This is a genomic window from Chryseobacterium indologenes, from assembly GCA_016025055.1.
GTDB lineage: Bacteria > Bacteroidota > Bacteroidia > Flavobacteriales > Weeksellaceae > Chryseobacterium > Chryseobacterium indologenes.
The window spans coordinates 3364409-3390588 of sequence record CP065590.1 but is presented as its reverse complement, the minus strand read 5'-3'; the positions used below and the strand labels follow the sequence as shown (position 1 = coordinate 3390588).

General features: G+C 38.3%; 17 protein-coding genes and 4 pseudogenes. 1 reads left to right on the top strand and 20 read right to left on the bottom strand.

What is annotated here, in order from left to right; genetic code table 11:
• Positions 1-42 precede the first annotated feature (42 nt).
• The 10 genes and pseudogenes from guaA to H3Z85_15540 form a co-directional block, all read right to left on the bottom strand.
• Positions 43-1572, bottom strand: a complete 1530-nt coding sequence (gene guaA / locus H3Z85_15585; GenBank protein QPQ50810.1) for a glutamine-hydrolyzing GMP synthase — start codon at positions 1570-1572, stop codon at positions 43-45.
• A 153-nt stretch (positions 1573-1725) separates the two neighbouring features.
• Positions 1726-2964, bottom strand: coding sequence for a phosphoribosylamine--glycine ligase (purD, locus tag H3Z85_15580; protein ID QPQ50809.1), 1239 nt, complete (start codon positions 2962-2964; stop codon positions 1726-1728).
• A gap of 88 nt (positions 2965-3052) precedes the next feature.
• Entirely contained in the window at positions 3053-4570 is a 1518-nt protein-coding gene (gene purH / locus H3Z85_15575) for a bifunctional phosphoribosylaminoimidazolecarboxamide formyltransferase/IMP cyclohydrolase (GenBank protein QPQ50808.1), read from the bottom strand.
• 161 nt (positions 4571-4731) lie between these two features.
• The gene (gene purN / locus H3Z85_15570) at positions 4732-5295 is read right to left on the bottom strand and encodes a phosphoribosylglycinamide formyltransferase (GenBank protein QPQ50807.1); all 564 of its coding nucleotides are present in this window, start codon (positions 5293-5295) and stop codon (positions 4732-4734) included.
• Positions 5296-5370: 75 nt separating this feature from the next.
• The gene (locus H3Z85_15565) at positions 5371-6363 is read right to left on the bottom strand and encodes a phosphoribosylformylglycinamidine cyclo-ligase (protein ID QPQ50806.1); all 993 of its coding nucleotides are present in this window, start codon (positions 6361-6363) and stop codon (positions 5371-5373) included.
• A 290-nt stretch (positions 6364-6653) separates the two neighbouring features.
• The gene (locus H3Z85_15560; protein ID QPQ50805.1) at positions 6654-7205 is read right to left on the bottom strand and encodes an NAD(P)H-dependent oxidoreductase; all 552 of its coding nucleotides are present in this window, start codon (positions 7203-7205) and stop codon (positions 6654-6656) included.
• Positions 7206-7298: 93 nt separating this feature from the next.
• Positions 7299-8027: a pirin family protein gene (locus H3Z85_15555; protein QPQ50804.1), complete on the bottom strand. Its 729-nt coding sequence runs from the start codon at positions 8025-8027 to the stop codon at positions 7299-7301.
• Between the two features lie 435 nt (positions 8028-8462).
• Positions 8463-9866 carry an MFS transporter gene (locus H3Z85_15550; GenBank protein ID QPQ50803.1) on the bottom strand — a complete coding sequence of 468 codons (1404 nt, stop codon included), beginning with the start codon at positions 9864-9866 and terminating at the stop codon, positions 8463-8465.
• Between the two features lie 2 nt (positions 9867-9868).
• Positions 9869-10386, bottom strand: a pseudogene (locus tag H3Z85_15545) (nuclear transport factor 2 family protein).
• Between the two features lie 12 nt (positions 10387-10398).
• Positions 10399-12261 (bottom strand): glycoside hydrolase family 13 protein, encoded by a 1863-nt coding sequence (locus H3Z85_15540; GenBank protein ID QPQ50802.1) that lies wholly within the window; start codon positions 12259-12261, stop codon positions 10399-10401.
• A gap of 355 nt (positions 12262-12616) precedes the next feature.
• Between H3Z85_15540 and H3Z85_15535 the strand changes: the two are divergent.
• Positions 12617-13578: pseudogene (locus H3Z85_15535) on the top strand (sterol desaturase family protein).
• Positions 13579-13611: 33 nt separating this feature from the next.
• On the opposite strand, the gene H3Z85_15530 reads toward H3Z85_15535, so the two are convergent.
• The 10 genes and pseudogenes from H3Z85_15530 to H3Z85_15485 all read right to left on the bottom strand — a co-directional run bounded on the left by H3Z85_15530 (position 13612) and on the right by H3Z85_15485 (position 25942).
• Complete coding sequence (locus H3Z85_15530) at positions 13612-14601, bottom strand: bile acid:sodium symporter (GenBank protein QPQ50801.1); 990 nt, start codon at positions 14599-14601, stop codon at positions 13612-13614.
• A 94-nt stretch (positions 14602-14695) separates the two neighbouring features.
• Positions 14696-15853: pseudogene (locus H3Z85_15525) on the bottom strand (aspartyl protease family protein).
• A gap of 14 nt (positions 15854-15867) precedes the next feature.
• Positions 15868-16743 (bottom strand): hypothetical protein, encoded by an 876-nt coding sequence (locus tag H3Z85_15520; protein QPQ50800.1) that lies wholly within the window; start codon positions 16741-16743, stop codon positions 15868-15870.
• Positions 16744-16772: 29 nt separating this feature from the next.
• Positions 16773-17603, bottom strand: a complete 831-nt coding sequence (locus H3Z85_15515; protein ID QPQ50799.1) for a hypothetical protein — start codon at positions 17601-17603, stop codon at positions 16773-16775.
• Positions 17600-18046, bottom strand: a complete 447-nt coding sequence (locus H3Z85_15510) for a hypothetical protein (protein ID QPQ50798.1) — start codon at positions 18044-18046, stop codon at positions 17600-17602. The genes H3Z85_15515 and H3Z85_15510 overlap by 4 nt, the downstream gene beginning before the upstream one ends.
• A gap of 5 nt (positions 18047-18051) precedes the next feature.
• Positions 18052-18777 (bottom strand): radical SAM protein, encoded by a 726-nt coding sequence (locus H3Z85_15505; protein QPQ50797.1) that lies wholly within the window; start codon positions 18775-18777, stop codon positions 18052-18054.
• A gap of 135 nt (positions 18778-18912) precedes the next feature.
• On the bottom strand, positions 18913-19122 hold the full coding sequence (locus H3Z85_15500) for a hypothetical protein (GenBank protein ID QPQ50796.1): 210 nt from the start codon (positions 19120-19122) through the stop codon (positions 18913-18915).
• Positions 19123-19329: 207 nt separating this feature from the next.
• Positions 19330-21485: pseudogene (locus H3Z85_15495) on the bottom strand (glycoside hydrolase family 97 protein).
• Between the two features lie 80 nt (positions 21486-21565).
• Positions 21566-23170: a RagB/SusD family nutrient uptake outer membrane protein gene (locus H3Z85_15490; GenBank protein QPQ50795.1), complete on the bottom strand. Its 1605-nt coding sequence runs from the start codon at positions 23168-23170 to the stop codon at positions 21566-21568.
• Positions 23171-23182: 12 nt separating this feature from the next.
• Positions 23183-25942, bottom strand: coding sequence for a SusC/RagA family TonB-linked outer membrane protein (locus tag H3Z85_15485; GenBank protein ID QPQ50794.1), 2760 nt, complete (start codon positions 25940-25942; stop codon positions 23183-23185).
• Positions 25943-26180: the final 238 nt, after the last annotated feature.

Below are 26180 nucleotides of genomic sequence, written 5' to 3'. Positions count from 1 at the left end.
TCCTACCCAAACGGGCAGGATTTTTTATATACAAGTCAAAAATTATTCCCACTCAATTGTTGCAGGTGGTTTGCTTGAAATATCGTAAGCTACTCTGTTGATTCCTCTTACCTCGTTGATGATCCTGCTTGACACCGTATCCAGGAACTCGTAAGGAAGTCTGCTCCATGTCGCTGTCATAAAGTCGATCGTGTTGGCAGAACGCACTACAGCAGTGTATTCATATGTTCTTTCGTCGCCCATTACTCCTACAGATTTTACAGGAAGTAATACTACGAATGCCTGAGATACTTTTTCGTAAAGGTCGTTTTTATATAACTCTTCAATGAAGATATCATCAGCTTCCTGGAGGATTCTTACTTTCTCAGCATCTACCGCTCCCAATACTCTGATTCCTAATCCAGGTCCAGGGAAAGGGTGTCTGTATACCAAATGGTGAGGAATTCCCAATTCTTCTCCTACTCTTCTTACTTCGTCTTTGAAAAGCTCTCTTAGTGGCTCTAATAATTCGAATTCCATATCTTCAGGAAGTCCTCCTACATTGTGGTGAGACTTGATGACCGCAGATGGTCCGTTCACCGACTGGCTCTCGATAACGTCTGGGTAGATGGTACCTTGAGCTAAGAATTTAGCGCCTTCAATTTTGTGAGATTCTTCATCAAATACGTGGATAAATTCGTTTCCTATGATTTTTCTCTTTGCTTCAGGATCGTCTACTCCTGCTAATTTTGAAAGGAATCTCTCTTTAGCATCCACCATTTTAATGTTCATATGGAAATGCTCTCCATACTGATCCATCACTTTTTTACCTTCATCCTTTCTCAATAATCCGGTATCTACGAAGATACAAGTCAGTTGATCACCGATAGCTTTATGGATCAGAACTGCCGCTACAGATGAGTCAACCCCTCCTGAAAGACCTAGGATTACTTTGTTGTCTCCTACTTTCTCACGGATTTCTTCAACTGTTTTTTCAATATAGTTGGTCAGCTTCCAGTTTTTTTCTGAATTACAGATTCCAAACACGAAATTCTCAAGCATTTTTCCTCCTTCTTCCGTGTGAGAAACTTCAGGGTGGAACTGAACGCAGAATATTTTTTTGTCTTCATTAGCAATAGAAGCAATTACTCCTGATTTTGCATTTAATTCAAAACCTGCCGGCAATTCTCCTACTTCGTCAAAGTGGCTCATCCAAACAACGGAGTTCTGAGTTACGCCCTTCAATAAAGAACTTTCTTTAACGATTTCAAGATTTGCTTTACCGTATTCTCCTTTTTCACCTTTATTTACTTTTCCTCCTAAAAGGTGCGCCGTCATTTGCATTCCGTAGCAAATTCCCAATACGGGAACTCCCTGCTCGTATAATTCTTTTTCAACCAGGTGAGCGTTTTCTGCATTTACAGAGCTTGGTCCTCCGGAAAGGATGATTCCTTTTGGTTGTTTTGCTAAAATATCTTGTAAAGGTGTATTGTAAGGTAAGATTTCAGAGTATACCCCCATCTCACGGATTCTTCTTCCGATAAGCTGGTTGTACTGGGATCCGAAATCTAAAATAATAATACCGTTGTTCATTTTTGATAATTGATTTGTTTGAAAGTTATCAGATGTAAGACATCAGATATCAGATTTTTGGTCTGAAGTCTGGAATCTTAAATCTTATTTCTAATATTAACTGTTTTACAAAAAAAGACTTGGAATGGCTCCAAATCTTTTTTCGTGATTTTATTAAAACTTTCCGATGTCTTCTCTGTAGAAGCCGTAATCGAAATGTACATGTCCTGCATCTTCGTAAGCGTTCTTGCGGGCATCTTCGTAGGTAGCACCCGTAGCTACAATATTCAGTACTCTACCACCGTTGGAAACTACTTTATCTCCTTTTCTGACAGCGCCTGCATATAATAGTTTACTATGCTTTAATTTATCTTCGCCTACAATTTCGTAGCCTGTTTCAAAGTTTCTAGGATATCCTCCTGAACACATTACCAGACACACCGCTTTTTCGTCTTTAAACTTAAGCTCGATATCTTTTCCTTCCATACAGTCCTGAATTACATCCAACAGGTTGTTTTCCATAAGGGCCATCAATACCTGAGTTTCAGGATCTCCGAATCTCATATTGTATTCAAGAAGGTAAGCACCGTTTTTAGTCACCATCAGTCCGAAGAAAATTATTCCTTTAAATCCAAATCCTTCAGCTTTAAGGCCTTTCAATGTTGGTTCAAGGATATTTTTCTCGAAATCTGCATAGTGCTCCTGGGTGAATTCCGGGCTTGGGGCTACTGAACCCATACCTCCTGTATTAGGTCCTGTATCACCATTTCCGGCTTTTTTATAATCTTTGGCAGCAATACAAGGGAAAAGTTTATCACCGTTTGAAAACGCAATGATAGAAGCTTCAAAACCTTGTAAATATTCTTCGATAACTAAACGGATACCTGCATCACCATAGATTCTTCTGATCATGAAATCGTGGATAGTAGCTTCAGCCTCTTCAAGGTTGTCACAAATAACAACTCCTTTTCCACCTGCTAAACCACTTGCCTTGATCACTAGAGGATACTGCTGTGTCTGTACATATTCTTTGGCTTCGTTGTATGAATCAAATACTACTGCTTTAGCTGTTTTGATATCATAGGTCTGCATGAATTTCTTGGAGAAAGCTTTACTTCCTTCCAAGCTTGCTACTTTCTGATTAGGGCCAAAAACTTTAAGATCGTGCTTTTTGAATTCATCCTTTATACCTGCCACCAAAGGAGCTTCAGGACCTACAATGGTAAGGTCGATCTTTTCTTTAATAGCGAAATCTCTCAATTCTTTGATTTCTGATAAATGAACATTTTTTCCTATTACATCGGTGGTAGCATTCCCATTAGCAAAAAACATTTTAGAAATCCTTGAGTCATTCTGAAGTTTTGTCGCCAAAGCCGATTCTCTACCGCCTTCACCTATGATTAATATTCTCATACTTTATTTATTATCTAGTCTAATTTACAAATATATAATTTTGAATGCTATAAATACAATCCCCAATTATTTTTTAATTCTATTTTAATTAGTGGAAAAAGTGTCTGACACCGGTAAACATCATCGGAATACCGTGTTCGTTGGCAGCTTCTATGCTGTCCTGATCTTTTACACTTCCACCAGGTTGGATAATGGCTTTGATACCTTCCTGAGCGCAGAAATCTACTACATCACGGAAAGGGAAAAATGCGTCAGAAGCTAATACTAAATCTCCTGTGAATTTTTCTTTTGCTCTTTCGATAGCCTGCTGAGTAGCCCAGATTCTGTTTACCTGTCCTCCACCGATTCCAAAAGCCTGGATCCCGTTGGAAACTACAATAGCATTTGATTTCACATATTTTACTACTCTCTGAGAGAAAAGTAAGGCTTTCTTCTGCTCTTCTGTAGGCTGAGTTTCCGTTACTACTTTAATATCATCAGAGAAATGCAAATCATTATCCTGAACCAAGATACCACCATCAACTTTCACCCATGTTTTCTTGTCGGAAACAGGGTTTACAATTTTAATGATTCTAAGGTTTTTCTTTTTTCTTAAAATTTCAAGAGCTTCTTCATCAAAGTCCGGAGCCATTACGATCTCCAGGAATGTTTTGTTTAATTCTTCAGCTGTTGCAGCATCGATCCTATAGTTCATAGCAACAATTCCGCCAAAGATGGAAACGGGATCACATTCGAAAGTTTTCTGATAGGTTTCCAGTGCTGAGGTTCCAATGGCAACTCCGCAAGGTGTAGAGTGTTTTACGGCACAACAAGCCATTTCTTCTTTGAATTCCGTTACCACTTTCCAGCAAAGGTCCATATCTCGAAGGTTGTTGAAAGAAAGTTCTCTACCTCCCAATTGTTCGAAGTCTTTCATCGCTCCGTTTTCGAAAGTAGAAACGTAGTAAGCAGCTGTCTGGTGAGGGTTTTCTCCATATCTCAGATCAGATACTTTCTTGTAAGATGCATTCAGATAAGTAGGATATTCTTCATCTAAAAGCATTCTTGAGATCGCTGCATCGTAAGCAGAAGTAAGATTGAATACTTTTCCTGCAAGCCTTTTACGAGTTTCAATGTAGGTATCTCCATTTTGCTCCATTTCGATTTTCACAGTTGCATAGTCTTCAACATCAGTAATTACTGTTACAGAATCAAAGTTTTTCGCTGCAGAACGAAGCATAGAAGGACCTCCGATATCGATAAACTCTACTTTCTCGTGTAAAGAAATGTCTTTGTTTACATTTTCAAAGAAAGGATAAAGGTTTACGATAACCATGTCGATCAAACCAATTCCGTGCTCCTGAACAGTCTTCATATGCTCTTCGTTGTTACGAACCGCCAAAAGACCTCCGTGAACTTTCGGGTGAAGTGTTTTCACTCTTCCGTCAAGCATTTCGGGAAAATTGGTTACCTCATCAATCTGAATGGGATTTAAACCAGCGTCTTTCAAATGTTTGAACGTTCCTCCTGTGGAGATCAACTCATAATTCTGAGCTTCCAAAAACTGCGCGAATTCTGTTAATCCGCTTTTGTCAGAAACACTGATTAAAACTCTCTTTTTACTCATTACTTTCAATTTTTACTTTTCACAGTTATTTCAAACTGTATCCGGGTCTTTCACTTCCGGATTACTTTTTATTTTACTTAGATTTTTTTATTTAATGTAACCATGAGATTCTTCGCGATGCTCAGAATGACAATTACAATTATGGGTAAACTGCTACAATATCAGTTTCCCAGGACCTTATTGATCGCTACCGGAAATATTTCATATTCAATCCGGTGAACTTTCTGAGCTAATGTTTCAGGAGTATCATCTGCTGTTACTTCAAAAGATTTCTGAAGAATAGCTTCTCCTTCATCAATACCCGAAGTCACAAAATGTACCGTTGCCCCGCTTTCTGTTTCTTTGGCTTCGATAACCGCGTTGTGAACGTTCATTCCCCACATTCCTTTTCCACCGAATTTCGGGAGCAATGCCGGATGAATATTGATTATTTTACCGTTCCAGTTTTCACAGAATTCAGATTTTAAAATGGATAGGAATCCTGCCAATACAATCAGATCTGTATCTTGCGGGATTACTTTAGCCAATTCGCTGCTGAAATTCTTTCCTCTTGGAATCAGTATGTTTTCTATATTATGATTTCTGGCTCTTTCCAATCCGAAACATTCTCTGTCAGCAACCACCAGACTTACTTTTGCATTTTGGATTTCTCCTGCTTCAATGGTATCAATGATTCTCTGCAGATTGGTTCCTGACCCGGATACGAGTACAACGATGTTCTTCATTATTCAGATGTTAGATGACAGATATCAGATGACAGACCTGAAGTCTGATGTCCGGTGTCTGAAATCTGATGTCATTTAAAATTTCAAATCGATTTTCTCTGCTCCTTCCGTGATTTCTCCTATCTCATAAGCATCATCTAAAAGGTGTAATACTTTTTCAGCATGTTCCGCGTCTACTACGATCACCATACCGACCCCCATATTAAATGTTCCGAACATCTCTTCACGTGCTACTCCACCTCTTTTTTCCAATTCAAGCATTACACTTGGGATTCTTACTTTGGCCCCGTCAATTGAAGCACAAAGTCCTTCAGGGATAATCCTCGGAACGTTTTCATAAAGACCACCACCGGTAATGTGAGCGATACCGCTTACTTTTACTTCTTCCAATACTTTGTGGATGTCTTTATAGTATAGTCTTGTAGGAACCAGAAGTGTTTCATATAAAGGTTTTCCTTCGAACTCCTCTTCAAAGTTCGGGAATACTTTTCTTACTAAAGAGAATCCATTGGAGTGGAATCCTGAGCTTGGTAATGCAATAATTTTATTTCCCGGTTTAATGTTGGAACCGTCGATGATCTGATCTTTTTCTACGATTCCTACACAGAATCCTGCAACATCATAATCACCCGGCTGGTACATCCCTGGCATTTCAGCGGTTTCTCCACCGATTAATGCGCAGTTGTTGTCCTTACAAGCATTCACCATTCCAAGAACGATTTCTGCAGCAATTTCAGAGTCAAGCTTTCCACAAGCCAAGTAATCTAAGAAGAATAAAGGCTTAGCACCGTGACAAAGGATATCGTTGGCACACATGGCGAAGCAATCGATACCGATAGAATCATATTTCCTGGTATCCAAAGCTACTTTCAACTTAGTTCCTACTCCATCTGTTCCTGAAACAAGAACGGGATTTTTGTATCCTCCGATTTCATAGAAAGCACCAAAACTACCCAAATGGTTTAATACATTTGCATTGTGGGTTTCTCCGACCGCTTTTTTGATCTTGTCAACCGTTTTGTATCCTTCTTCTTTGTCTACTCCTGCTGATTTGTAAGTGTTGCTCATGTCTGCTTAGATTTTTAGATTTCAGATCTCAGATCTCAGATTTCAGATGATTCTTATCTTGTATCTGATGTCTTGTGTCTTCCTATCTTTTAATATTTCAATTAACTTTTATACTCAAATTTAGAAAACAAAAAAGCCGACAATCTTTTCAGATTATCGGCCGTTATTTTATCTCAGAATTTCAGAGCCCACAATTTTCCCTTTATGAGAAAAACATTGTTTATAGGAGGTCTGAATTTTCATCTCTTTTCTTTTTGCAAAAATAGTAATTTTAAATGAATATTCAAATTCTATTTTTCAAGGATAGATTCAATGGCTGCAATCTTCTTTATTTTTTCCTTTAATTCACTGTCTTTCTCTTCATTAGAAATTTTTTGAGAAGCTTTATCAAAGTTATCATTGAAGAAAGGAAGTGAAAAAGTTTCTACCACATTTCCACCGTGGAAAGGGAAACGCTTGGAAGCTGCTTCTAAAACTCCTGCTCCACCTCTTCCTCCTGGTGATGTAGACATCAATAGCATTGGTACTTCATTCCATACTGTTCTGTCTTTAATTCTGGATACCCAGTCGAATACATTTTTGAATGCTGTAGAATATGTTCCGTTGTGCTCTCCTAAAGCGACCAGCAATAAATCTGCTCCGTCAATTTTTGCAGCAAAATCATGGGCTTCCTGGGGAACGCCGCCTGCTAATTCTCTTTCATGCTTATAGATCGGCATTTCAAAAGGATTCAGGTCGATTACTTCTACTTCTGCATTTTCAAATAATGTTGATGCGTATGCCACCAACTGTTTGTTCATGGAAACGTCTGAATTACTTCCTGCTATTGCTAAAATTTTCATATGTTGTACTTATTTTTAGTTCTAAGAAACCGTGTCAGTTTTGCTTACGGTCTTCTGTAATTTTTTATTTTTTAAGGATACAAATTTAGTTTTTTATTTAAGATAAGAAGGTAATTCCATCGGGACTTCCATCAATAATATTTCCGTGTCTTCCACGGCTTCGATATTAAAGCTCTGAGTATCCCAGATCCCCAATCCGTCTCTTTCGTTCAGAATGCGGTCTCCTACTTTTGCACTTCCTTTTAAAACGAATGCATACACGCCGTTTCCTTTTTTATTCAACATATAATTTTTGCCGTTTCCTTTTTTGAAGTTGGCCAGATTAAACCAGGCATCCTGATGAATCCAGACTCCGTCATCATTTTTATTAGGAGATAAAATCTGCTGGAATCCGTTGATCTTTTCACCTTCTTTGATACTTTTCTGATCATATCTTGGCTCCAGATCCAGCTCTCTTGGAAAAACCCAGATTTGCAGGAATTTCACTTCTTCGTCTTTATTTTTGTTGTATTCACTGTGTTTCACACCGGTTCCGGCGCTCATTACCTGAATTTCACCTTTTCTGATCACGGCTGTAGTTCCCATAGAGTCTTTATGTTCCAGATCTCCTTCCAAGGGAATGGAAATAATTTCCATGTCTCTGTGCGGGTGCGTTCCGAATCCCATTCCCTGGGAAACGGTATCATCGTTCAATACTCTTAATACTCCAAAGTTTGTTCTGTCTCTGTTCTGATAGTTGGCAAAACTGAATGTATGATAAGAATTTAACCATCCGTGGTTGGCGTGGCCTCTTGAATCTGCTTTATGATATACTGTTTTCATTTCTGTGATTATTTATGGTACAAATGTACGCGATGTGGAGGCTAAAAAAGTTGATGTAGGGTAAGAAAGGAAATTTATGACAAAAGAGTTGAGGGAATAAAGATGGACAGGTTGGATATACAAAGGCCAAAAGCTATTTATCTTCTATAAGACACAATGATTTGGCTGCGATAAAATTTCAGACTGTAATTATTTGCTCCATAAATTGAGGGAATGATGTTGTATATATAAGTAAGGATAAAAGTCTGTGTTATTGTGAAATCTGTGGGAAACCATTGAACTCTGACTTACTACACATATAGGTTTCGGCTAAAGCCAATTAATAAACGGATAAAAAAAGCGGGCTAAAACCCGCTTCTATGGATATTTTGACAAATAATTTCGTTGACGACAATCATTCACAATTTTCAATTCTCCACTTTTAATTTTCAGCTTCTAAAAGTGTACCTGTTGAATTTCTTCTTCAATTTCCTTCGGCGTCTCATTTTCAGATTTCACAAAAATCATGGTTACCAGTGCTCCGATCAACATACAGATACCTCCTACCACTACATAATCCATTGCCTGCTTACCGAAGATCCCGCTAACGACAGGCCCTCCGAATAATCCGTTGATAATCTGAGGAATGACAATAAAGAAATTGAATATCCCCATGTATACGCCCATTTTCTTTTGAGGAATTACTTCAATCAACATTGCATACGGCATTGCCAGAATGCTAGCCCAGGCAAACCCAAGTCCCACCATTGAAATCCAGAGATTACTTACCTCTTTGATAAAATACATAGAGATCAGCCCTAAACCACCGCAAAATAAAGCCAGGGCATGTGTTTGTTTTTTTCCGATCCATTTTGCAATCGGGGTTAACAGAAAAGCAAAAGGAATTGCCCAGAGATTGTACATCCCGAAAAGTTTACCTGTGAGATCCCCGGCATCATTGAATGCTCTGGAATGGGTATCTTCGGGAGAAAGCCCCATATGATGGGTAGCTAAAGCACTGGTGGTGAATACCCACATGGTAAATAAAGCAAACCATGAGAAAAACTGAACGATCCCCAACTTTTTCATCTGTGCAGGGATATTGGCAAAATCTTTAAAAATATCTGAAAATTTCGATGGAGTTTCTTCTGTTTCTTTTCCGTTTTCAAATTCAGCAAACTCTTGCGGAGAATATTCTCTGGTCGTAATAATTGTATATAAAATGGCTATGAGAAGCAATGCTGCGCCAATATAAAAGGAATAGATAACATTATCTGCCACGAAACCCTTTGGTGCCTCATTCGAAATCCCGAGCTTTGTCAGCCAATCCGGCAGGTACGAGCCCAGTACCGCTCCAATTCCGATCAGGATGGTCTGCACGGAAAATCCTATTGTTCCCTGATGTTTTGGCAGCATATCTCCTACCAACGCCCTGAAAGGTTCCATTGCTATATTGACCGATGCATCCATCATCGCAAGGAAGATAACAGCCAGTAAAAGAGCATTGGCAGCAAACATATGAGTGACCGACACTGCATTCGGCAGTAATACAAGTCCTATTGAACACAAAACAGCTCCTATCAGAAAATAGGGCTTTCTCCTTCCTAAGGGACTCCAGGTATTATCTCCCATGTGCCCGATAATTGGCTGAACAATCAATCCTGTAACAGGGGCCACCAACCAAAACCAGGACAATTGATGAACATCAGCTCCGAGGTTGGCCAAAATACGGCTTGCATTTCCGTTCTGTAGCCCGAAAGCCATCTGAATACCCAAAAACCCCATACTCATATTGATAATCTGAAGCATGGAAAGATTGGGTTTTATTTTCTTTGAAATAGAATTTTGGGAAGAATTCATTCTTATTTCTTTAATTCCTGAATTAAGGGATCTTCAAGGGCCGATTTTTCATCAACAACCTTATCCACCACATCATTAGGAATGGTCATGGAAAGTACATATTGTTTTACCTTCCAGTTTCCATTGATTTTTTCAACGACACCTGAGCCTCTGCAAATTTTCATCTGCGTGTCCAATAATTCATCAAACCAGGCCATTTTTCCGTCTTTGCTGAAGTATATATTTCTCTTCAATGCTGTAAAATTCCATGTTCTTTTTTATCAAAGTGAGGTTTTGCCCATAGCATGAAAGCTTTTTTATCCCAAACTTCGGTCGCATCTGTTCCAATAAATGTGGACTCATCTGCAAAATAGTTGAAGTAAGTTGTATAATCTGCTTTGGCTGCAGCCACATTAAAGGCATCAAGCATGGTACTGATCTCAGATTTTTCTTTTTCAAATGTATTTTTGGCTTGTGCGGAAAGCAATGCAGATCCTATTAAAAATAACAGAACAGCATAAATACTTATTGATTTTTTCATATAGTTTATAATTTATTTTTTCAGTTCAATAATTAATGATGATCTGGCCGGAATAACGATACTATTCTGAAGTAGCCATTCTTTTCCCGACATCACCTCTTTTCCTTTAGAGAATCCTTGTAATGATTCTTCAAAACGTTTCAGATCCACTTGTTGGTCTTTATCATTGTTGTTGAGCATCACCATGACACTTTCTTTTTCATTATATCTGAAGTAAGTAAAGACTCCATCCTGAGGAACGTAATTTTTTGTTTTTCCGGTATGAATCACTTCTTTATTTTTTCTCCAGTTGAGTATTTTTTGGGTAAAATCAAAGAATTCTTTTTGTTCGGGAGTCTGTGTGGCAGGATTAAAAGCATTTTGCTGATCAGATTTCCATCCTCCAGGAAAATCACGTCGGATGTCTGCATCGCCCCCTTTATTTTTATCTCCGCGCATTCCTATTTCTGACCCGTAATAAATCTGGGGAATTCCGCGAACGGTTGAAATGAGGGTAAGGCCCATTTTATAAGCTTTGGGATCTGCATTAAAGATTTCATTCCATCTTTCGGTGTCGTGGTTTTCAAAAAAAATCAGAAGGTTATTGATATCAGGATACAGGAAATCGCTGGTGAAAGAATCGTAAAGCTTTATCATGCCTGTATTCCAGCTTTCTTTTTCCTGTAGTGCTTTGGGCATATCTGCAAACAGCATAAAGTCCATTACCGATGGCAGGTTCGAATTATATCCTGCAGCCTCTCCTGTTTTGGAATCCTTCTGCCATGCAGAGATCTGGCCGGAAGTGTATAGCCAGGTTTCACCTACAATATTAAATTTCGGATACTCGTCAGTGATCGCCTTAGCCCATTTGGCCATTGCTTCTTTGTCGTTGTACGGATAAGTATCTACACGAAAACCTCCCAATTCTGCGTATTCAATCCACCATATGGCATTTTGGGTTAAATATTTTAACACCAATGGATTTTTCTGGTTAATATCCGGCATTGTAGTATCAAACCAGCCGTTTAACGCATATTTCTTATCAATTTCAGAAGCGTTGGGATCAAATTGAGTGGTTGTTTTGTAATTTGAGCGTTTAAAACCTTTTTCACCATCGGCGAACCAGTGAATCCAGTCCTTTGAAGGAAGATCCCTAATCATCCAGTGTGAAATACCCCAGTGATTGGTCACATAATCCATTACCAGCTTCATATTCCTTTTATTAAGCTCACGGGAAAGGTTTTTGTAGTCGTCATTGGTTCCGTAGCGGGCATCTATTTTATATAGATCGGTCTGTGCATACCCGTGATAAGAATAGACTTTTTCGTTGTCTTCGTTAACCGGAGTCAGCCATACGGCTGTAGCCCCAAGGTTTTGAATATAATCCAGATTGTTGATGATTCCCTTTAAATCTCCACCATGCCTGCCGTTTGGCAGCGTCCGATCTGCTTTTTCGGTTAGATCACGGCTCGAGTCATTTTTCTCATCACCATTGGCAAAACGGTCCGGCATAATAAGATACATCACATCTTTTGAGCTGAATGAGCCACGGTCTGCGGAACCCGGGTTTCTCGATTTCAATTCATAATGATAGCTTCCCAGATTTTTTTTGCCTTTTTTAATGTTGATTGTAAATTGGGGAACGTTGATTTCATTGGTATTAACGGTAACGAAGACATAATTGGGGTTTTCTACTTTCTGAATATCTTTAACGGGAATATTGTCGGAAAGCACAATGTCATTATGGGCAACATCTTTGCCGTAGACCAAAATCTGAAGTTCAGGATTTTTCATATCTTTCCACCAGAAGGCCGGCTCAACTTTTTCTATGATTTTTGACTGAGAAAAAGCGATTGAGGCTGCTGAGAGTGCGAAAATCAGGGGTATTTTTTTCATAAATATTCTTAGTTTTCCATTTAACAGGTCGTCATGAGTTCATTTACTGCATTTGAAAAACCGTTCATTATTCTGAAAACCAACAAGTTACCATCAAACATACAACAATTTAATTATGAACAACTTACCAGCAAATTACAAAAAAAAATCAAAGATCAGCACTAAAATTGGTACCAGGGGAATTATAGATCTCTTCTGCACCTTACCGATTGCTTACATCTTTAAAAATATGACCCTTATGAAAAATAAAATTACTTAAATTTTATTTTTTTAACTAAAAATAGTAACGGAAAGCAATATTTAATCTAAAAATAATAATTTCAAATCAGTTTTATTTTTAGATTTACAGAAAAAAATGTTTAACCTAAGTACTATGTTCGAGGTCGAAGGGCCGGATGTTGTCTATACATGGACGATTCCGGTGTTTGCTGCTATTATTTTTATGGAGATGGCTTACAGTCATTTTAATAAGGAGAAAATCTATGAAACAAAAGATGTGGCGACCAATGTTCTTTTTGCATTGCTCAATTATGGATTAGATATTATCATGAAGGGATTTTCTCTGTTTGTCATGATGTTTTTTTATCACCACCGTATTTTCGACTGGCAGGAAGGAATCTGGTATTGGATTGCGGTATTCCTTGCCCAGGATTTTGCCTATTATGTTCATCATTATGTGGACCATCACTCCCGCGTTTTCTGGGCGGTACATATTACTCATCATAATTCCGATTATTTCAATATCAGTACAGGCTTCAGGAGCCCGGTATTTCAACCTTTGTACAGGTATTTGTTCTTCTCTCCGCTGGCATTCATAGGCTTTCATCCGTGGCATATCCTGGTCGCTTATTCTGCGATACAGATCTATGGAACTTTTGTACATACCCAATCTATTAAAAGCATGGGTTTTCTGGAATATATCTTAGTAACGCCATCACATCATCGTGTACATCATGCCTGTAACATCAAATATCTGGACCGAAATATGGGAATGGGGCTGATTATCTGGGACAAAATTTTCGGAACATTCGAAAAGGAAGATCCTGAAGTTCCAGTAAAATACGGAGTATATCCAAAAATAAAATCGAAAGACCCGGCTACCATGTTATTTTATGAGTGGAGAAGGATTGGAAAGGATATCAGACAACCCGGAATTTCTTTTATCACAAGAATCAAATATCTTTTTTCTCACCCGGATGGAGACATGACGGTACGGGAAAAACGGTAAAGCAATATCAAAAAGAGTATAGAGAAAAGATGATCAGCAAGAAAGATGGCGGCCAACCTCAACAGCCGGAAGTTCCGGAATATACTTAATGGTAAAAGATATAATCAACCCAGGCTTTGGTGCTAGCTTGGGTTAATTTTTGAAGATTTTTCTGCAATTTTGCCTGCCAGCCAGCTTACGTAAAACAACTGAAAGCTGTGATATACCATGACAGGAAGCAGAAATAAGACTTTTTTATCCTCAGGAATACCTAAAACCAACAGGAAAAGACTTCCGTGGACAAGGGATTTTTTTGACCCGCAGAAAGCTACTGTAATGATATCTTCCCTTTTGAAGGCCATCTTACCGGCAATCAACTTAAGAATATTGTATACTGTAAAGAACAGGAAAACGACACTGAATGCGAGAATCAGAAAGGTCACCGGAGGAACTGAGCTGAAAATATTTTCTATGAATGCCGTTGAAAAGCTTTCGTAAACAATGAGTAAAATAATCAATCGGTCAAATTCCGCGATACTATTTGAATATTTTGTTACCCACTTTTTAAAAACCGGATTCAATAAGATTCCGAGAATAATGGGTAATAAAACTTTAATCAGAAGTTGCTGCAACACGTCTCCGTGGTTTCCCGATCCTGCTTCAGAAGTTAAGAAAAAGCTCATGAGAAGCGGAGTCATCACAATACCAATCAAACCGGAAATGGAGGCATTAAAGATCGCAGAAGTTACATTTCCTTTAGCAATAGATACCATTACTACCGAAGATGAAACGGTAGAAGGCAGGCAAGCCAGAAAAAATATGGCAAGCCAGATCTCCTGATATGCGGATCCTTTCACCAAGGGATAAAAGATCAGCACCAACAGAGGAAATAGAATAAATGTACCTGACTGGATAAGCAAATGCAGCTTCCAGTTGGTAATGTCTTTAATTACTTCTTTAAGGTTGAGTTTAAGACCATACAGTAAAAAAATAGCTGCAATTCCCCAATCTATAAAGGCTGAAAGATTAAAATAAGAATTATAAGATTCACGAAAAGGGATCAGGTATCCCATGAAAACCATTCCGATGAGGAGCAGGAGAAAAACATTTTGTTTATTAAAAATTTTAGCCATCAACATTAAAAATAGAAAATTTCCACATAAAAAATCCTTAAAGGTAAAACCATTAAGGATTATAAAGTTAAGGAATAATATTTATTATGACCGTTTATTGCTTTTCAATATAGCTTTCATTATACAGTTTATTGGGCTTTATATACACCATATTATTTTGAAAATCCAGGAAAACATTAAATCTTTTAAGAATTTCATTCCCCAGAATATTCATTTTTTTATCATTCACCGGCCTGCTTTCGGAAAGTAGCTGTGCAGGAATATTTTTAAGGCTGTATTTTCCCAGACTCAGACTTTCAAGGTTGGCTGTCACAACAGGGATTTCGTTTCCTTTGGCGCCTTTCATAATGACTTTTTTTATAATCTTCATCTGATCAGTAGGAAATTTTTGTTCTTTGAGCAGAGGGCCATCCAGCATTACCGTTCTCTGATAACCGGTATCAAAGAGGAACCAGTCTTTATTCTTTACGGCACCCTGCTGAATGGTGGTTTCGACAAAAAATAATTTATCATAAAAAGTAATGTTTAGTTTTTCATAGGCTTTGTCTTTTTTTACTTTTTCAGGAAGTTGGGAATGAACGATCATATTTCCCAGGTCGTAATCAAGCTCTACTACCATTCCGTCAAAAAGATCCCAGCCGAACCTCCCATCTGTTCCATGCCCGGTTAATTCCACTTTAAAAATCCTGAAATCCTGATAATTTTTGTTTCCGATGGAAAGTATATTCACACCTGATTTTAAAGATTGTTTAATTTTGTTCTGTAGTGTTTCCTGGGTAAGGGAAAGATTGCTGCTTCCAGTATCAAAATTAAGGGTAAGAGAGTCGGTTTTGTTCAAAGCTGCTTTTACAAACATGGTATTCTGCTCATTAATCCCCAGACGGATCGTATCATGAAAAGCGGGGCGTCGTCCTACTGAAATCTTTAGAGGGTACACTTTCGATCCTGGTAAAACATGAGTCTTTTCCTTTCAGAAGTATGATAAAGTCTTTTTTCTCCCCTTTTTTATTTTTATCCTGATAGAATCAATATCTGTTTTTACCTTGATCGTCTTCGAGCCATCGATGATCCGGGAAACGGTGTATACATCGGGTTTCACAGACGGATCAATATTCCAGTCCGTTTTCAGTCCGTTATCTTCTTCAATAAAAATTGCTTTTGAGGAATTCGCTTTCAGTACCGGGAGTTTTTTCTGTGCCATGATCTGAATAACCGATAAAAATGATAATAAAAAAGTGAATGTATATTTCATCATAAAGTTCGGTATTATATTAAAAATTTACCTAGATACGTCATAAGAATATCGAGGGACGTACTTCCCATGGTAGATCCGTCATGGAAACAATTATCCGTAGGCGCAATATAATAATGATAAGGCTTATGCTCTATTCTTAAAACGGGATAATCAGGAAAAAGTTTTAGAAAATACGCTGTAATATTTTTGTTGTTGACTTCGTTTTCCCTGATATCGATTTTCTTTTTGATCATATCATACACCTGAAGCATAGAGAGGTTGATAATGAGTAAATATCTTGATTCTTTTCCAAGGTTAAAGGCAATACGGTTGCCATATTTATGAGCTGTGTGTAAAGTCATATCTTTAGAACTGTCTTTATGCACTCCTATAAACCTGATATCATGAATGGTATACCCGTCCGGCAGCTTTCTTTTGTCTAAAGAGACAATTTCACTGTTGGCAAAATTGGCTGCAAGGCTCATAAATTTAAACGGGGCTAGGGAAATGCTTTCAAGAAATGCATTGAGTCTGATATTCATCTCATGGACCAATGCTTCATTTTCCCTGAATTTTTCAAATACTTCAGCTTCTGAGGTCGCGGAATGTAAGTCAAGTTTAACGAAAAGCTCTTTTAAATTTTGGGGCATTTCTCCGGTAAAAACAGAGTTGTAATCCTTTTTATTTTTATGATTTCCGGTAAATATTTTATATTCCTCTTCAGTCGGTATACGCCAGTCTCTTTTAGGAAGATGCGCTTCTGCCTCGTACTGCTGAATAAATTTTTCATTTTTAAAAATCAGTTCGTTGGGAGCCTGCTTTGAATGGTGTATCGTGCCTGAATTGATAAGAACAGTGTCTTCTTTTCCGTTCAGGTAAATTTTAATTCCCGGTTTTAGTTTTTCCATATGTCATATTTTACTATTGGCAAGTGTGTCTAGTATCTGTCGAATACTCCTGTATAAACCATCGTAATATCAAAAAATTTGTTTCCTAATGTCGTTCCGTCATGAATAAAGTTATCCGTTGGGGCGATATAATACTGATAAGGTTTAATCTCCAGCCTTACTACAGGATAATCCGGATAAAGTTTAAAAAATTCTTCCACAATATTCTCTGAAGTAATTTTTCCGGTGTATTTTTTCTGAACTTTAGTGTAGATCTGCCTTAAAGTAAGATTAATAAAGTAAAGGAATCTTGATTCAGCGCTTATATTAATGGAAATTCTGTTATCTGATTTGTAAGCGGTGTGAGGGGTAAATGAAATACTTTTATCAATGTGTAATCCTGTATATTTAAAAGTATTCTGACCTGTGTGGTGAAAAGTCGTACTCTGCATATCAGGCAGTGACCTGGCGATTCTGTGAAATTTATATTTTCCTCCTGAAGATTTCTGCTCTAAAAAGACGTTGAGTTCGTCATTCAGTTTTTTAATAAGATCTTCATTTTTTTCAAACTGCTTCGGCACGTCAAAAAGGGATTCACATTCATTAAGTTTAAGGCTCTTAAACAACTTTTCCAACGATAGCGGAACGGTCCCCATTCCCAACGTGTTAAACATTCTGCCATCCTCATCAGGTGTCAGAATTTTTTTATACTCCGGATCTGTGAGTGAGCGCCACTCCAGGTTGGGCAAATAGGCATTGTGATAGTATTCGATTTCAGGATTGGTGTTATCAACAGGTAAAACCCCCGAATTGATACTGATCTGGCCTTCTATATTTTCAATCTGCTGATTGTAAATTCTAATACCTTCTTTTAAATTCATGCTAAACTATAGGCTAATAATTTTTCTTTAAATTCTTTCTGGGGAAAACCATAATCTATGCTTTCCAATTCTTCTACGATATCATCATATGAAACTCTGGTGAGCTGCATTTTTTCACAGGCCTCTTCAGGCAGACTGTCGATCAGGTCATTCTGGATGTAGGTGACCAGCTTTATCATGTCATGACAATAAATAGTAGGATTATCGAAACCTTTTTCGTTAGAATACCTGTTGAGCAGAAATCCTCCGCCACAGATTTCATAAATCGGGCATTGAAGGCACTTTTCGTTCACCATCTGATGAGAGTTGATGTAGATATCAAAAAGCGGATCTTCGAGGATGGCAGCAATTTCATGGGTATGAATATTGATGTCATTCCGGGTAATACCTTCATAGCAGGCTCTGATAGAGTCTGCAACTTCAAGGTTCCCGTTGGTTTCCACCACTGCTACTCCATTTTTTTCAATCCTACCATCTGATCTCCCACTTCTTCACCTGCAACCAGCTGGATAAGCGTTTTGAAAAATCTCATATTAGGTCTTTCCGGATCATTTTTCCATATCCGGAACAGCTCTATCAGCCAATCTGCAAACGGAGTATACCCATAAGTATTGATCTTTTCCGGAAGGATATCATCCGGCAACTTATCAAAATGACCATCCGGAAGAAGGAGGTTAAAACTCGGGATATTGAGATTTTTAAATTCCTGGTAAAGCTCCTGAGGGTTAATATTGAGGTTCACTACCGACAAAACGCCATGCATCCCTTTATCCAATCCGATCTGAATGGCGTGACGGACCTCATCATACGATCCTTTTCCATTATGAAAAACCCGGTATTTATCATGATATTCTTTAGGTCCATCCATACTGATTCCGACCCGGATGTTCAACTCATCAAAAAGGCTGTACCAGTCTTCATCCAGGCCTACTCCATTGGTTTGAATAACAAAATCAAAATAGGCATCGGGAAGGGTTTCTGTAAATATCCTGATACCTTCCCTGTAAAATTCTTTAGGGAAAAGCAGAGGTTCACCTCCATGAAATACAATCTGAAAGGCTTTCAAGCTGTTTTCAGTGCTATAGCGTAATAATTTTTCTGCGAATATTGTTATCGTGTCTATGGACATAAATTTAGGCTGTTTCAAGTAGGTTTTATCGCCTAAATTGTACATATAACAATAAGAACAGTTGAGGTTGCATCTGCTTGCAACCTTCAGAACAAAAGAAGTAACCATATCTCTATCAATAATAAAGTTCTTCGCTATTTGACTAACGAAGAACTTAAATTTTTTATAAAAAAGTAATTATTAAGCTCTTAAAAAAGTGTCGTGAGCTCTGTCGTAAGCTGCAGAAGCTCCCGAAATAGCTACTACACCACAAGTTCCGATTACGGCATCAATCTCTCTTCCTCCAAAGATAGACTTATACAGGTCTACATTCTTTTCAGAGTTTTGGATTGATTTTTTAAGAATTTCCTTTTGTTCAAGGTTTTTAGAAATTTGAACTTTCTTTTTCATGTTTAATTAGTTTTTGATTAATAATTTTACTTACATTACCAAATATAAAGAAACATTTTAGAAAACAAAACTTTTTTTTCAATTTAATTATTTTTTTTTCATTAAATAAACAAAAGAGCACCGAATTCAATGAGAAAGCAACAAATTTAAAGACCGGAAAAAACAGGTTAAAAGAAGGTGTTAGTCCCGGTCTTTTATTTCTTCAGATTATTTTACCGGTTTAATAGAGACGGCAAAACCACCGCTTCTTACCATTTTGAAATTAATCTTTGATTTGCTGGTAATTTCCTTTTATAGATATTGTAGCTTTGAGGATTATCGATATAATCGGCATCCTTTCCATCTTCGTAGATCGTTGCTTCATATTTTTTCCCTTTATCCAGGAATGAGAAATCTACTGTGTACTCACGCTTGTTTTCATCTGTAATACCTCCTACAAACCAGTTTTCAGTACCTTTTGCTTTTCTGGCTGTGATGACGTAATCTCCGGGCTCAGCCGATAAAATCTTCGTATCATCCCAATCTGCTGCTACATCTTTAATAAACTGGAAAGCATCCATATGTTTTTTGTAGTTCTCTGGTAAATCTGCAGCCATCTGAAGAGGCATATACATGGTTACATATAATGCAAGCTGCTTAGCCAATGTCGTTTTCACAAATCGTTTGTCACCAGGGAAATAATAATCTAACTTGGTTTGGAAAATCCCCGGCGTATAATCCATAGAACCTCCCATCCATCTTGTAAACGGAAGAACGGTCTGGTGATCGGGTTTGTTTCCTCCAAAAGCTTCATATTCCGTACCACGGGCTGCTTCTGCAGAGATATAGTTCGGGTAGGTACGGCTTTCCCCTGTAGGGCGTACAGACTCGTGGGAATTGACCATAATTTTATAGTCATTGGCTTTTTCAGCAATTCTGTAATAATGGTTGACGGTCCACTGAGAGTAGTGATGCTCACCTCTTGGGATGATATCTCCTACATATCCTGTTTTCACAGCATCATAACCATATTTATTCATTGTTTGGAATGCTTTGTCCGCCCATCTTTCATAGTTCGTTGCAGAACCTGAAGTTTCATGGTGCATAATCAGTTTGATTCCTTTAGAATGGGCATATTCATTTAGCATTTTGATATCAAAATCCGGGTAAGGAGTGACAAAATCGAAAACATATTCCTTGGAGTTTCCAAACCAGTCTTCCCAACCGATATTCCAGCCTTCAATCAATAATCCCTGGAATCCGTTTTCTGCTGCAAAGTCGATATACTCCTTCACTTTTGTATTGTTGGCAGCATGTTTTCCGTTCGGAGTAAGCTTGGTAAAGTCTGTTTTATCTAAATGTACGTTTTCAGCAGTAGAATACGCCCATTGAGATTTGCCAATGATCATTTCCCACCATACACCCATATATTTTGTAGGGTGAATGTACGAGGTATCCTTATATTTTGTAGGCTCGTTAAGGTTGAAGATCATTTTGGAATCCATCACTTCTTCTGCCTTTGGTGCCACGATGATCGTTCTCCAGGGTGTTACGGAAGGAGTCTGGATATATCCTTTTGCCCCCTGCCTGTCAGCGGTCAGGTGTGTTTTGAATTTAAAATTCTGCGCATCTACTTCCAGGTGTGAAGCCGGATAGTCTAACACTGCTGCTTCAGCAACATTGATATACAGCGGATTTTTACCTTCTTTTTTAAGCATCAGCGGAGACTGAACAGCATTTTTCACCAAGGTCTGAGAGGCATTGGCATCGAATGCTTTATCCCATTTTGCGGGAATTTCGGAAACTTTTGTCTCCTGATACTGGTATTCCTGGGAGTCATAGTCTGCAACCATCCACCACGCTTTCATGTCGGTTGGAAAATCGATTTCAGAATCTTCTTCCCTGATCACAAAGTAGTTCAGATTTTTCTGCTGTGGGAATTCATATCTGAATCCTAATCCATCGTTGAACAATCTGAATTTCACTACGATACTTCTGTCTGTTGAAGCCTGATTCAGCGTTACCGCCAATTCATTATAGTTATTGATATAATTTTTCTTTTCTCCCAGCACCGGTTGCCAGGTTTCATTTTTAGAATCTCTTTTTTCATCTACTTTGGCAAAACCGTTATTTAAGTCAAATTTTGCATCTTCCGGTTTTGCTATTTCAGAAGCGAACTTTATCGCTTTGTCTTTAAATAATCTTAACCCCAATTTAGAATCTTCCACTACTACTGAGCCGTTATATTTCAGATTGTAAAACGGAATCCCGTCTTTCAACTGAAAATTCATTTCAAACTTCCCGTCCGGTGATTTTAAAGATTGTGCCTTCACACCTACAAACATCATCGAGAGCAAAAGGGCTCCAACTGTAATTTTCTTCATAATGACTATTTATTAAACTTTAGGAAAAGAAAACGCTGCACAGAGCAGCGTTTTTTACTCTTTATAAATTTTATTTTGTATTAATATCCCGGGTTTTGTACCAGGTTCGGATTAGCAATAAGGTCTCTTGTCGGAATCGGGAACAGGTTTCTGTAACTGTCTACGGCTTTTCCTTCTTTAACATTTCCTTTCCATGGCCACAGATAAGCACCTGTTGTATATTTTCCGAATCTGATAAGATCTGATCTCCTGGTCATTTCCCAGGATAATTCTCTTGCCCTTTCGTCCAGGATAAAATCAAGATTGATGGAGGTTACATTTCCGCTGGCATCACCATAGGCACGCTCTCTAAGTTTATTGACATATTCAACAGCTGTAGCCTGACTGCCTCCGCTTCCGCCTCTGAGTACTGCTTCCGCATACATCAGATAGATATCACCCAAACGGTACAAAGGAATGTCAGCTTCTACCCAGTTGTTATGAGCTCCCGGAGATCCGTTGCTTTTAACATTTTTATATTTTATAAATGCATAACCATCGGTGAAAGATGCCAGGTCATTGATCTCAAGATTCTGTCCCTGGGTAAAGAATCTTCCTCTTTTATCACTTCCGTTAGCCGGGAATAAGCCTACAAATGACTTGGTCGCTCTCAGCCCATACCAACCGCCGTTGATTCCGTAGTCTGCCGCTTTCATTTCGCCTCCTACCGCTGCATGCACCATGTAAGTAGTTCCTCCGTTGGTCTGTGTATTGATTCCGTCAAAGTTTACACTTAAAATCTGCTCAGAATTGCTGATGTTGTTATCCGCTAAAAACAGGTCTTCATATTTTGGTTTTAAAGAGTATCCTGCTCCGATTACTTTATTACAGTAAGTAATACAATCTGTATTTCTTTGAGTTCCGGTATACACTTCAGCATTCAGGTACAGTCTTGCCAGTAAAGCCCATGCGGCAGCTTTATCTGCTCTTCCGTATTCGTTTGTTCGCGGATCTTTCAATTCATCAGCGATAGCCAAAAGTTCGGTTTCGATATATTTGAACAAATCTTTTCTCTCTATTCTTGAAGGCGGGGTTGTCACTGCCGGAGAATAAGCTTCGGTAACAAATGGAACGTTTCCAAACATATCCAGCGCATGGAAATAAGATTGTGCCCTCAAGAAACGGGCCTCCGCTCTCATTAGTTTTGCCTGGGTAAGGTTATCCCCTGTAATATTGTTCGTGCCCAGCTTTTCATCTGTAACATTTCTTAAAAATTCATTACAGTATGCAATTTCCGTATATATTCTGTAATATGTTGCTGCAATAAATTCGTTCGAAGCATCCCATGTCATTTTGTGCATGGTATGCAGGTTTCCGTCATTCCAACCGATAACGGCTTCATCGGTGGTCACAACATTAAGGGTATACAGCAATCTTGTGTATTGGGAAAAGCCCCCATTAATCCCGTTAATATCACTATCCGGCTGATCTCCGTCACCACTGATCTGTCCGCCCATGGCAAGACCACCATATAGCTTGGCCAATACATTTTTGTAGTTGGAGAAATCTTTATATATATTGTTTCCAATCTGATCCGTTACCGGCTCTCTTTCCAGGTCTTTCAGGCATGAAGCCGCTGTTGTCAAAAGAAATGCCGCGGAAATTGGCAATACTATATTTTTAAGTCTGATCTTATTAAGTCTCATCTTGCTTCTTATTTAAAATTGAAAGTTAAAGCCTATAGAATAAATTTTAGGCATCTGATAATATCCGTTGTCTATCCCGCCGTATACTTCAGGATCTAAGCCTGAATATTTAGAGATCACAAAAACATTTTGTGCCATACCATACACTTTCAGATTACTTCCTTTTGAGAATATTTCTCCAAAGTTGTATCCGATATTGATATTATCCAGTCTGAAAAATGATGCATTTTCCACATAAATGTCAGATCTGTACTGGAAATCCGAGAACTTATAATCAGCGGCTGATGAGAATACGTTCTGCAGATATTCGTTGGTAGAAGCAGACTTTAAAGAACTGTTGGAAGCCGCATTATTATATACATAGTTGCCTAGCACTGCTCTTGCACTTAGTGCAAAATCCCATTTCTTATGTGATAACTTGGTCGAAAAGCCTAAGATAGCGTCCGGAGTTGTCGATTTGTAGTAATACATATCTTTTGTGTTGATGACCCCATCTCCATTTCTGTCTACGTAACCTCCACTGATCGGGTTTCCACTTGCATCATATGCCTGCTGATATACCCAGAATGAGTTAGGAGCATATCCTACGGCATGAGCCTGAATTCTGTTTCCTGAACCTCCTTCAATACCTCCTACTTCCATATTAAAGGACTCTCCTCCTCTGTCTTTCAATTTTGTAATGATGGGTTTGTAGTGGGTTGCGTTAAAGCTCAGTTCCCAGGTTGTATTTTCATTTTTAACAGGGATTACGGTAACACTTCCTTCAATCCCTTCATTCTTCATATCTCCGATATTCTGCCAGCTGGCGTTGCTCAGGCCTCCTGCCGGTTCATCAGCAAATACCAATAAATCTTTGGTATCTTTTCTGAAAAGGTCAATGGATCCTGTTACCCTGTTTTTAGCAAAACCAAAATCCAATCCTATGTTTTTGGTAACGGTTGTTTCCCAAGTAAGATTCGGATTGAAGTTGGCAGGGCGGAACATATAATAATATTCGTTACCAAACTGATAATAAGCTCCAGGATTACTTGGGTTGTAGGCTCCAAGTGCCGGGTAGTTATTTGGTTTATTACCATTCACCCCAAGTGCCGGCAGTTCCTGTTGTCCTGTTTTCCCCCATCCTGCTCTCAGTTTTAAAGTACTGATCGCTGAAATATTTTTAATGAAGTTTTCTTCGTTTAGCTTCCATGCTAAAGATACTCCGGGAAATACTCCCCAAACATTATCCCGGGTCAGGTTATAGAACCTGGAAGAACCGTCTCTACGGATTGATCCGGAAATAACATATTTGTTTGCAATGGTGAAGATAGCTCTACCATAGAAAGAGATCAAGGTATTCCTGCTTTCGAAATCTACATCTTTTGTATTATTTCCGATCCCTCTGTAAGTCATTGCTCCCGGAATGATGATATTGAAATCCTGATAAGAATATCCGGCAGTAAGATCTACTCCTGAATTAATGGCAGAAATGTTCTTAGTATAGTTAAAATAAGTTTCCAACAACTTGTTCTTCTTTTCCATGGAATAGAAGTTTTCACTTCCTTTATCTTCGTATCCTATTCTGTATCTGGCGTCTTTTACTTTATGCCCCTCACTTTTGGTATAATCGTAACCTGCATTCACATTAAAATGCAAATCCGGCAGAAAATGGAACTTATAATCCAGCTGAATATTTCCTAACCCTCTGGTTACGGAAGAAACATCGCGAAGTCCATCGATCATTCCCAGTGGATTTGAGCTTGCGTTCACATTATATCCGTTGGGAGAGTTATTATCCAGCCATTCGTAATATCCCCCATATTTGGAGTTTCCTGAGTATACAGGTTGTGTGGGATCAAAATACGTAGCTGCTTTTATCACTCCTCCGTCAACAAATCTGTTGTCGGTAAAGGTACCTTTTGCATTTACATTTACTGATAAATGGTTATCAAAGAATTTCGGGTTTAAGTTCAGACCTACGGAAGTTCTTTTGAATGAATTGGATCTTACAATACCATTCTGTTCGTTGTAGCCTATCGATAAACGGTAAGGTAAGGCTTTGATACCTCCTGAGAAAGACACGTTATTATCTGTTCCCCATGCTGTTTGATAAATTACATCCTGCCAGTTGGTATTGGCGTTCCCCAGCTTTGTTTTATAGTTGGCCGGAGCGTACGTATTTACAAATTGTCTGAACTCATCAGCATTTAAAACATCTACATTACCCATTTTGGTAGAAAGTGAAGTCACTGTTGAGAAGTTGACCTTGAATCTTCCGGCACTTCCCTTTTTAGTAGTGATCAAAATTACCCCGTTGGAAGCTCTGTTTCCATAGATTGCTGTTGCAGAAGCATCTTTTAAGATATCAAATGTTTCAATATCGTTAGGGTTAATCAGGGATAGAGGGTCTGACACCCCGTTTACTCCGACAAAATCCTGAGGTACGCCATCAATAACAATCAAAGGTGAGTTTTCTCCCCCGAGCGAAGATGTTCCCCTGATTCTGATTTTGGTACCGGAACCCGGAGCACCGCTGTTATTGGTAATCTGTACTCCCGGTGTTTTCCCCTGGATCAGCTGGCCTGCAGAAGTAGCTCCACCATTGAAGTCTTTGGCTGTAACCGAAGTAATGGAACCTGTAAGGTCAGATTTTTTTTGTTTCCCATACCCGATCAATACAACCTCTTCGATCTTCTTCTCCTTCGTGATAGAGTCTGTGGTCTGCGCGTGCATTATTGTACTGGCCAATAAAAAAGCGGGCGCAACTTTTAATACCGTTGTAAAATTCTTCACAATCTTATTTTTAATATAGTTTCGTTTTATTGATTTTTTTGGCTTAAAGCCTTGTCGCAATTTAAAAAAAAATAGAATTAGCATAATTTTAATATAATTTAAGTTAAAATTGTGTATATTACGAAACCGAAATAAGTTAGTTGTTTCAAGTCCAATAATTTATTGGATAGTATGCATTGCATAATATAATTCTTCTCGCAACATAAAAGTTAAACAAATGTTTAACTTTATTTCATAT

Coding starts and splice junctions, on each gene's coding strand:
- guaA (QPQ50810.1), bottom strand. CDS start 1,572: ATGAACAACGGTATTATTATTTTAGATTTCGGATCCCAGTACAACCAG.
- purD (QPQ50809.1), bottom strand. CDS start 2,964: ATGAGAATATTAATCATAGGTGAAGGCGGTAGAGAATCGGCTTTGGCG.
- purH (QPQ50808.1), bottom strand. CDS start 4,570: ATGAGTAAAAAGAGAGTTTTAATCAGTGTTTCTGACAAAAGCGGATTA.
- purN (QPQ50807.1), bottom strand. CDS start 5,295: ATGAAGAACATCGTTGTACTCGTATCCGGGTCAGGAACCAATCTGCAG.
- H3Z85_15565 (QPQ50806.1), bottom strand. CDS start 6,363: ATGAGCAACACTTACAAATCAGCAGGAGTAGACAAAGAAGAAGGATAC.
- H3Z85_15560 (QPQ50805.1), bottom strand. CDS start 7,205: ATGAAAATTTTAGCAATAGCAGGAAGTAATTCAGACGTTTCCATGAAC.
- H3Z85_15555 (QPQ50804.1), bottom strand. CDS start 8,027: ATGAAAACAGTATATCATAAAGCAGATTCAAGAGGCCACGCCAACCAC.
- H3Z85_15550 (QPQ50803.1), bottom strand. CDS start 9,866: ATGAATTCTTCCCAAAATTCTATTTCAAAGAAAATAAAACCCAATCTT.
- H3Z85_15540 (QPQ50802.1), bottom strand. CDS start 12,261: ATGAAAAAAATACCCCTGATTTTCGCACTCTCAGCAGCCTCAATCGCT.
- H3Z85_15530 (QPQ50801.1), bottom strand. CDS start 14,601: ATGGCTAAAATTTTTAATAAACAAAATGTTTTTCTCCTGCTCCTCATC.
- H3Z85_15520 (QPQ50800.1), bottom strand. CDS start 16,743: ATGGAAAAACTAAAACCGGGAATTAAAATTTACCTGAACGGAAAAGAA.
- H3Z85_15515 (QPQ50799.1), bottom strand. CDS start 17,603: ATGAATTTAAAAGAAGGTATTAGAATTTACAATCAGCAGATTGAAAAT.
- H3Z85_15505 (QPQ50797.1), bottom strand. CDS start 18,777: ATGTACAATTTAGGCGATAAAACCTACTTGAAACAGCCTAAATTTATG.
- H3Z85_15500 (QPQ50796.1), bottom strand. CDS start 19,122: ATGAAAAAGAAAGTTCAAATTTCTAAAAACCTTGAACAAAAGGAAATT.
- H3Z85_15490 (QPQ50795.1), bottom strand. CDS start 23,170: ATGAGACTTAATAAGATCAGACTTAAAAATATAGTATTGCCAATTTCC.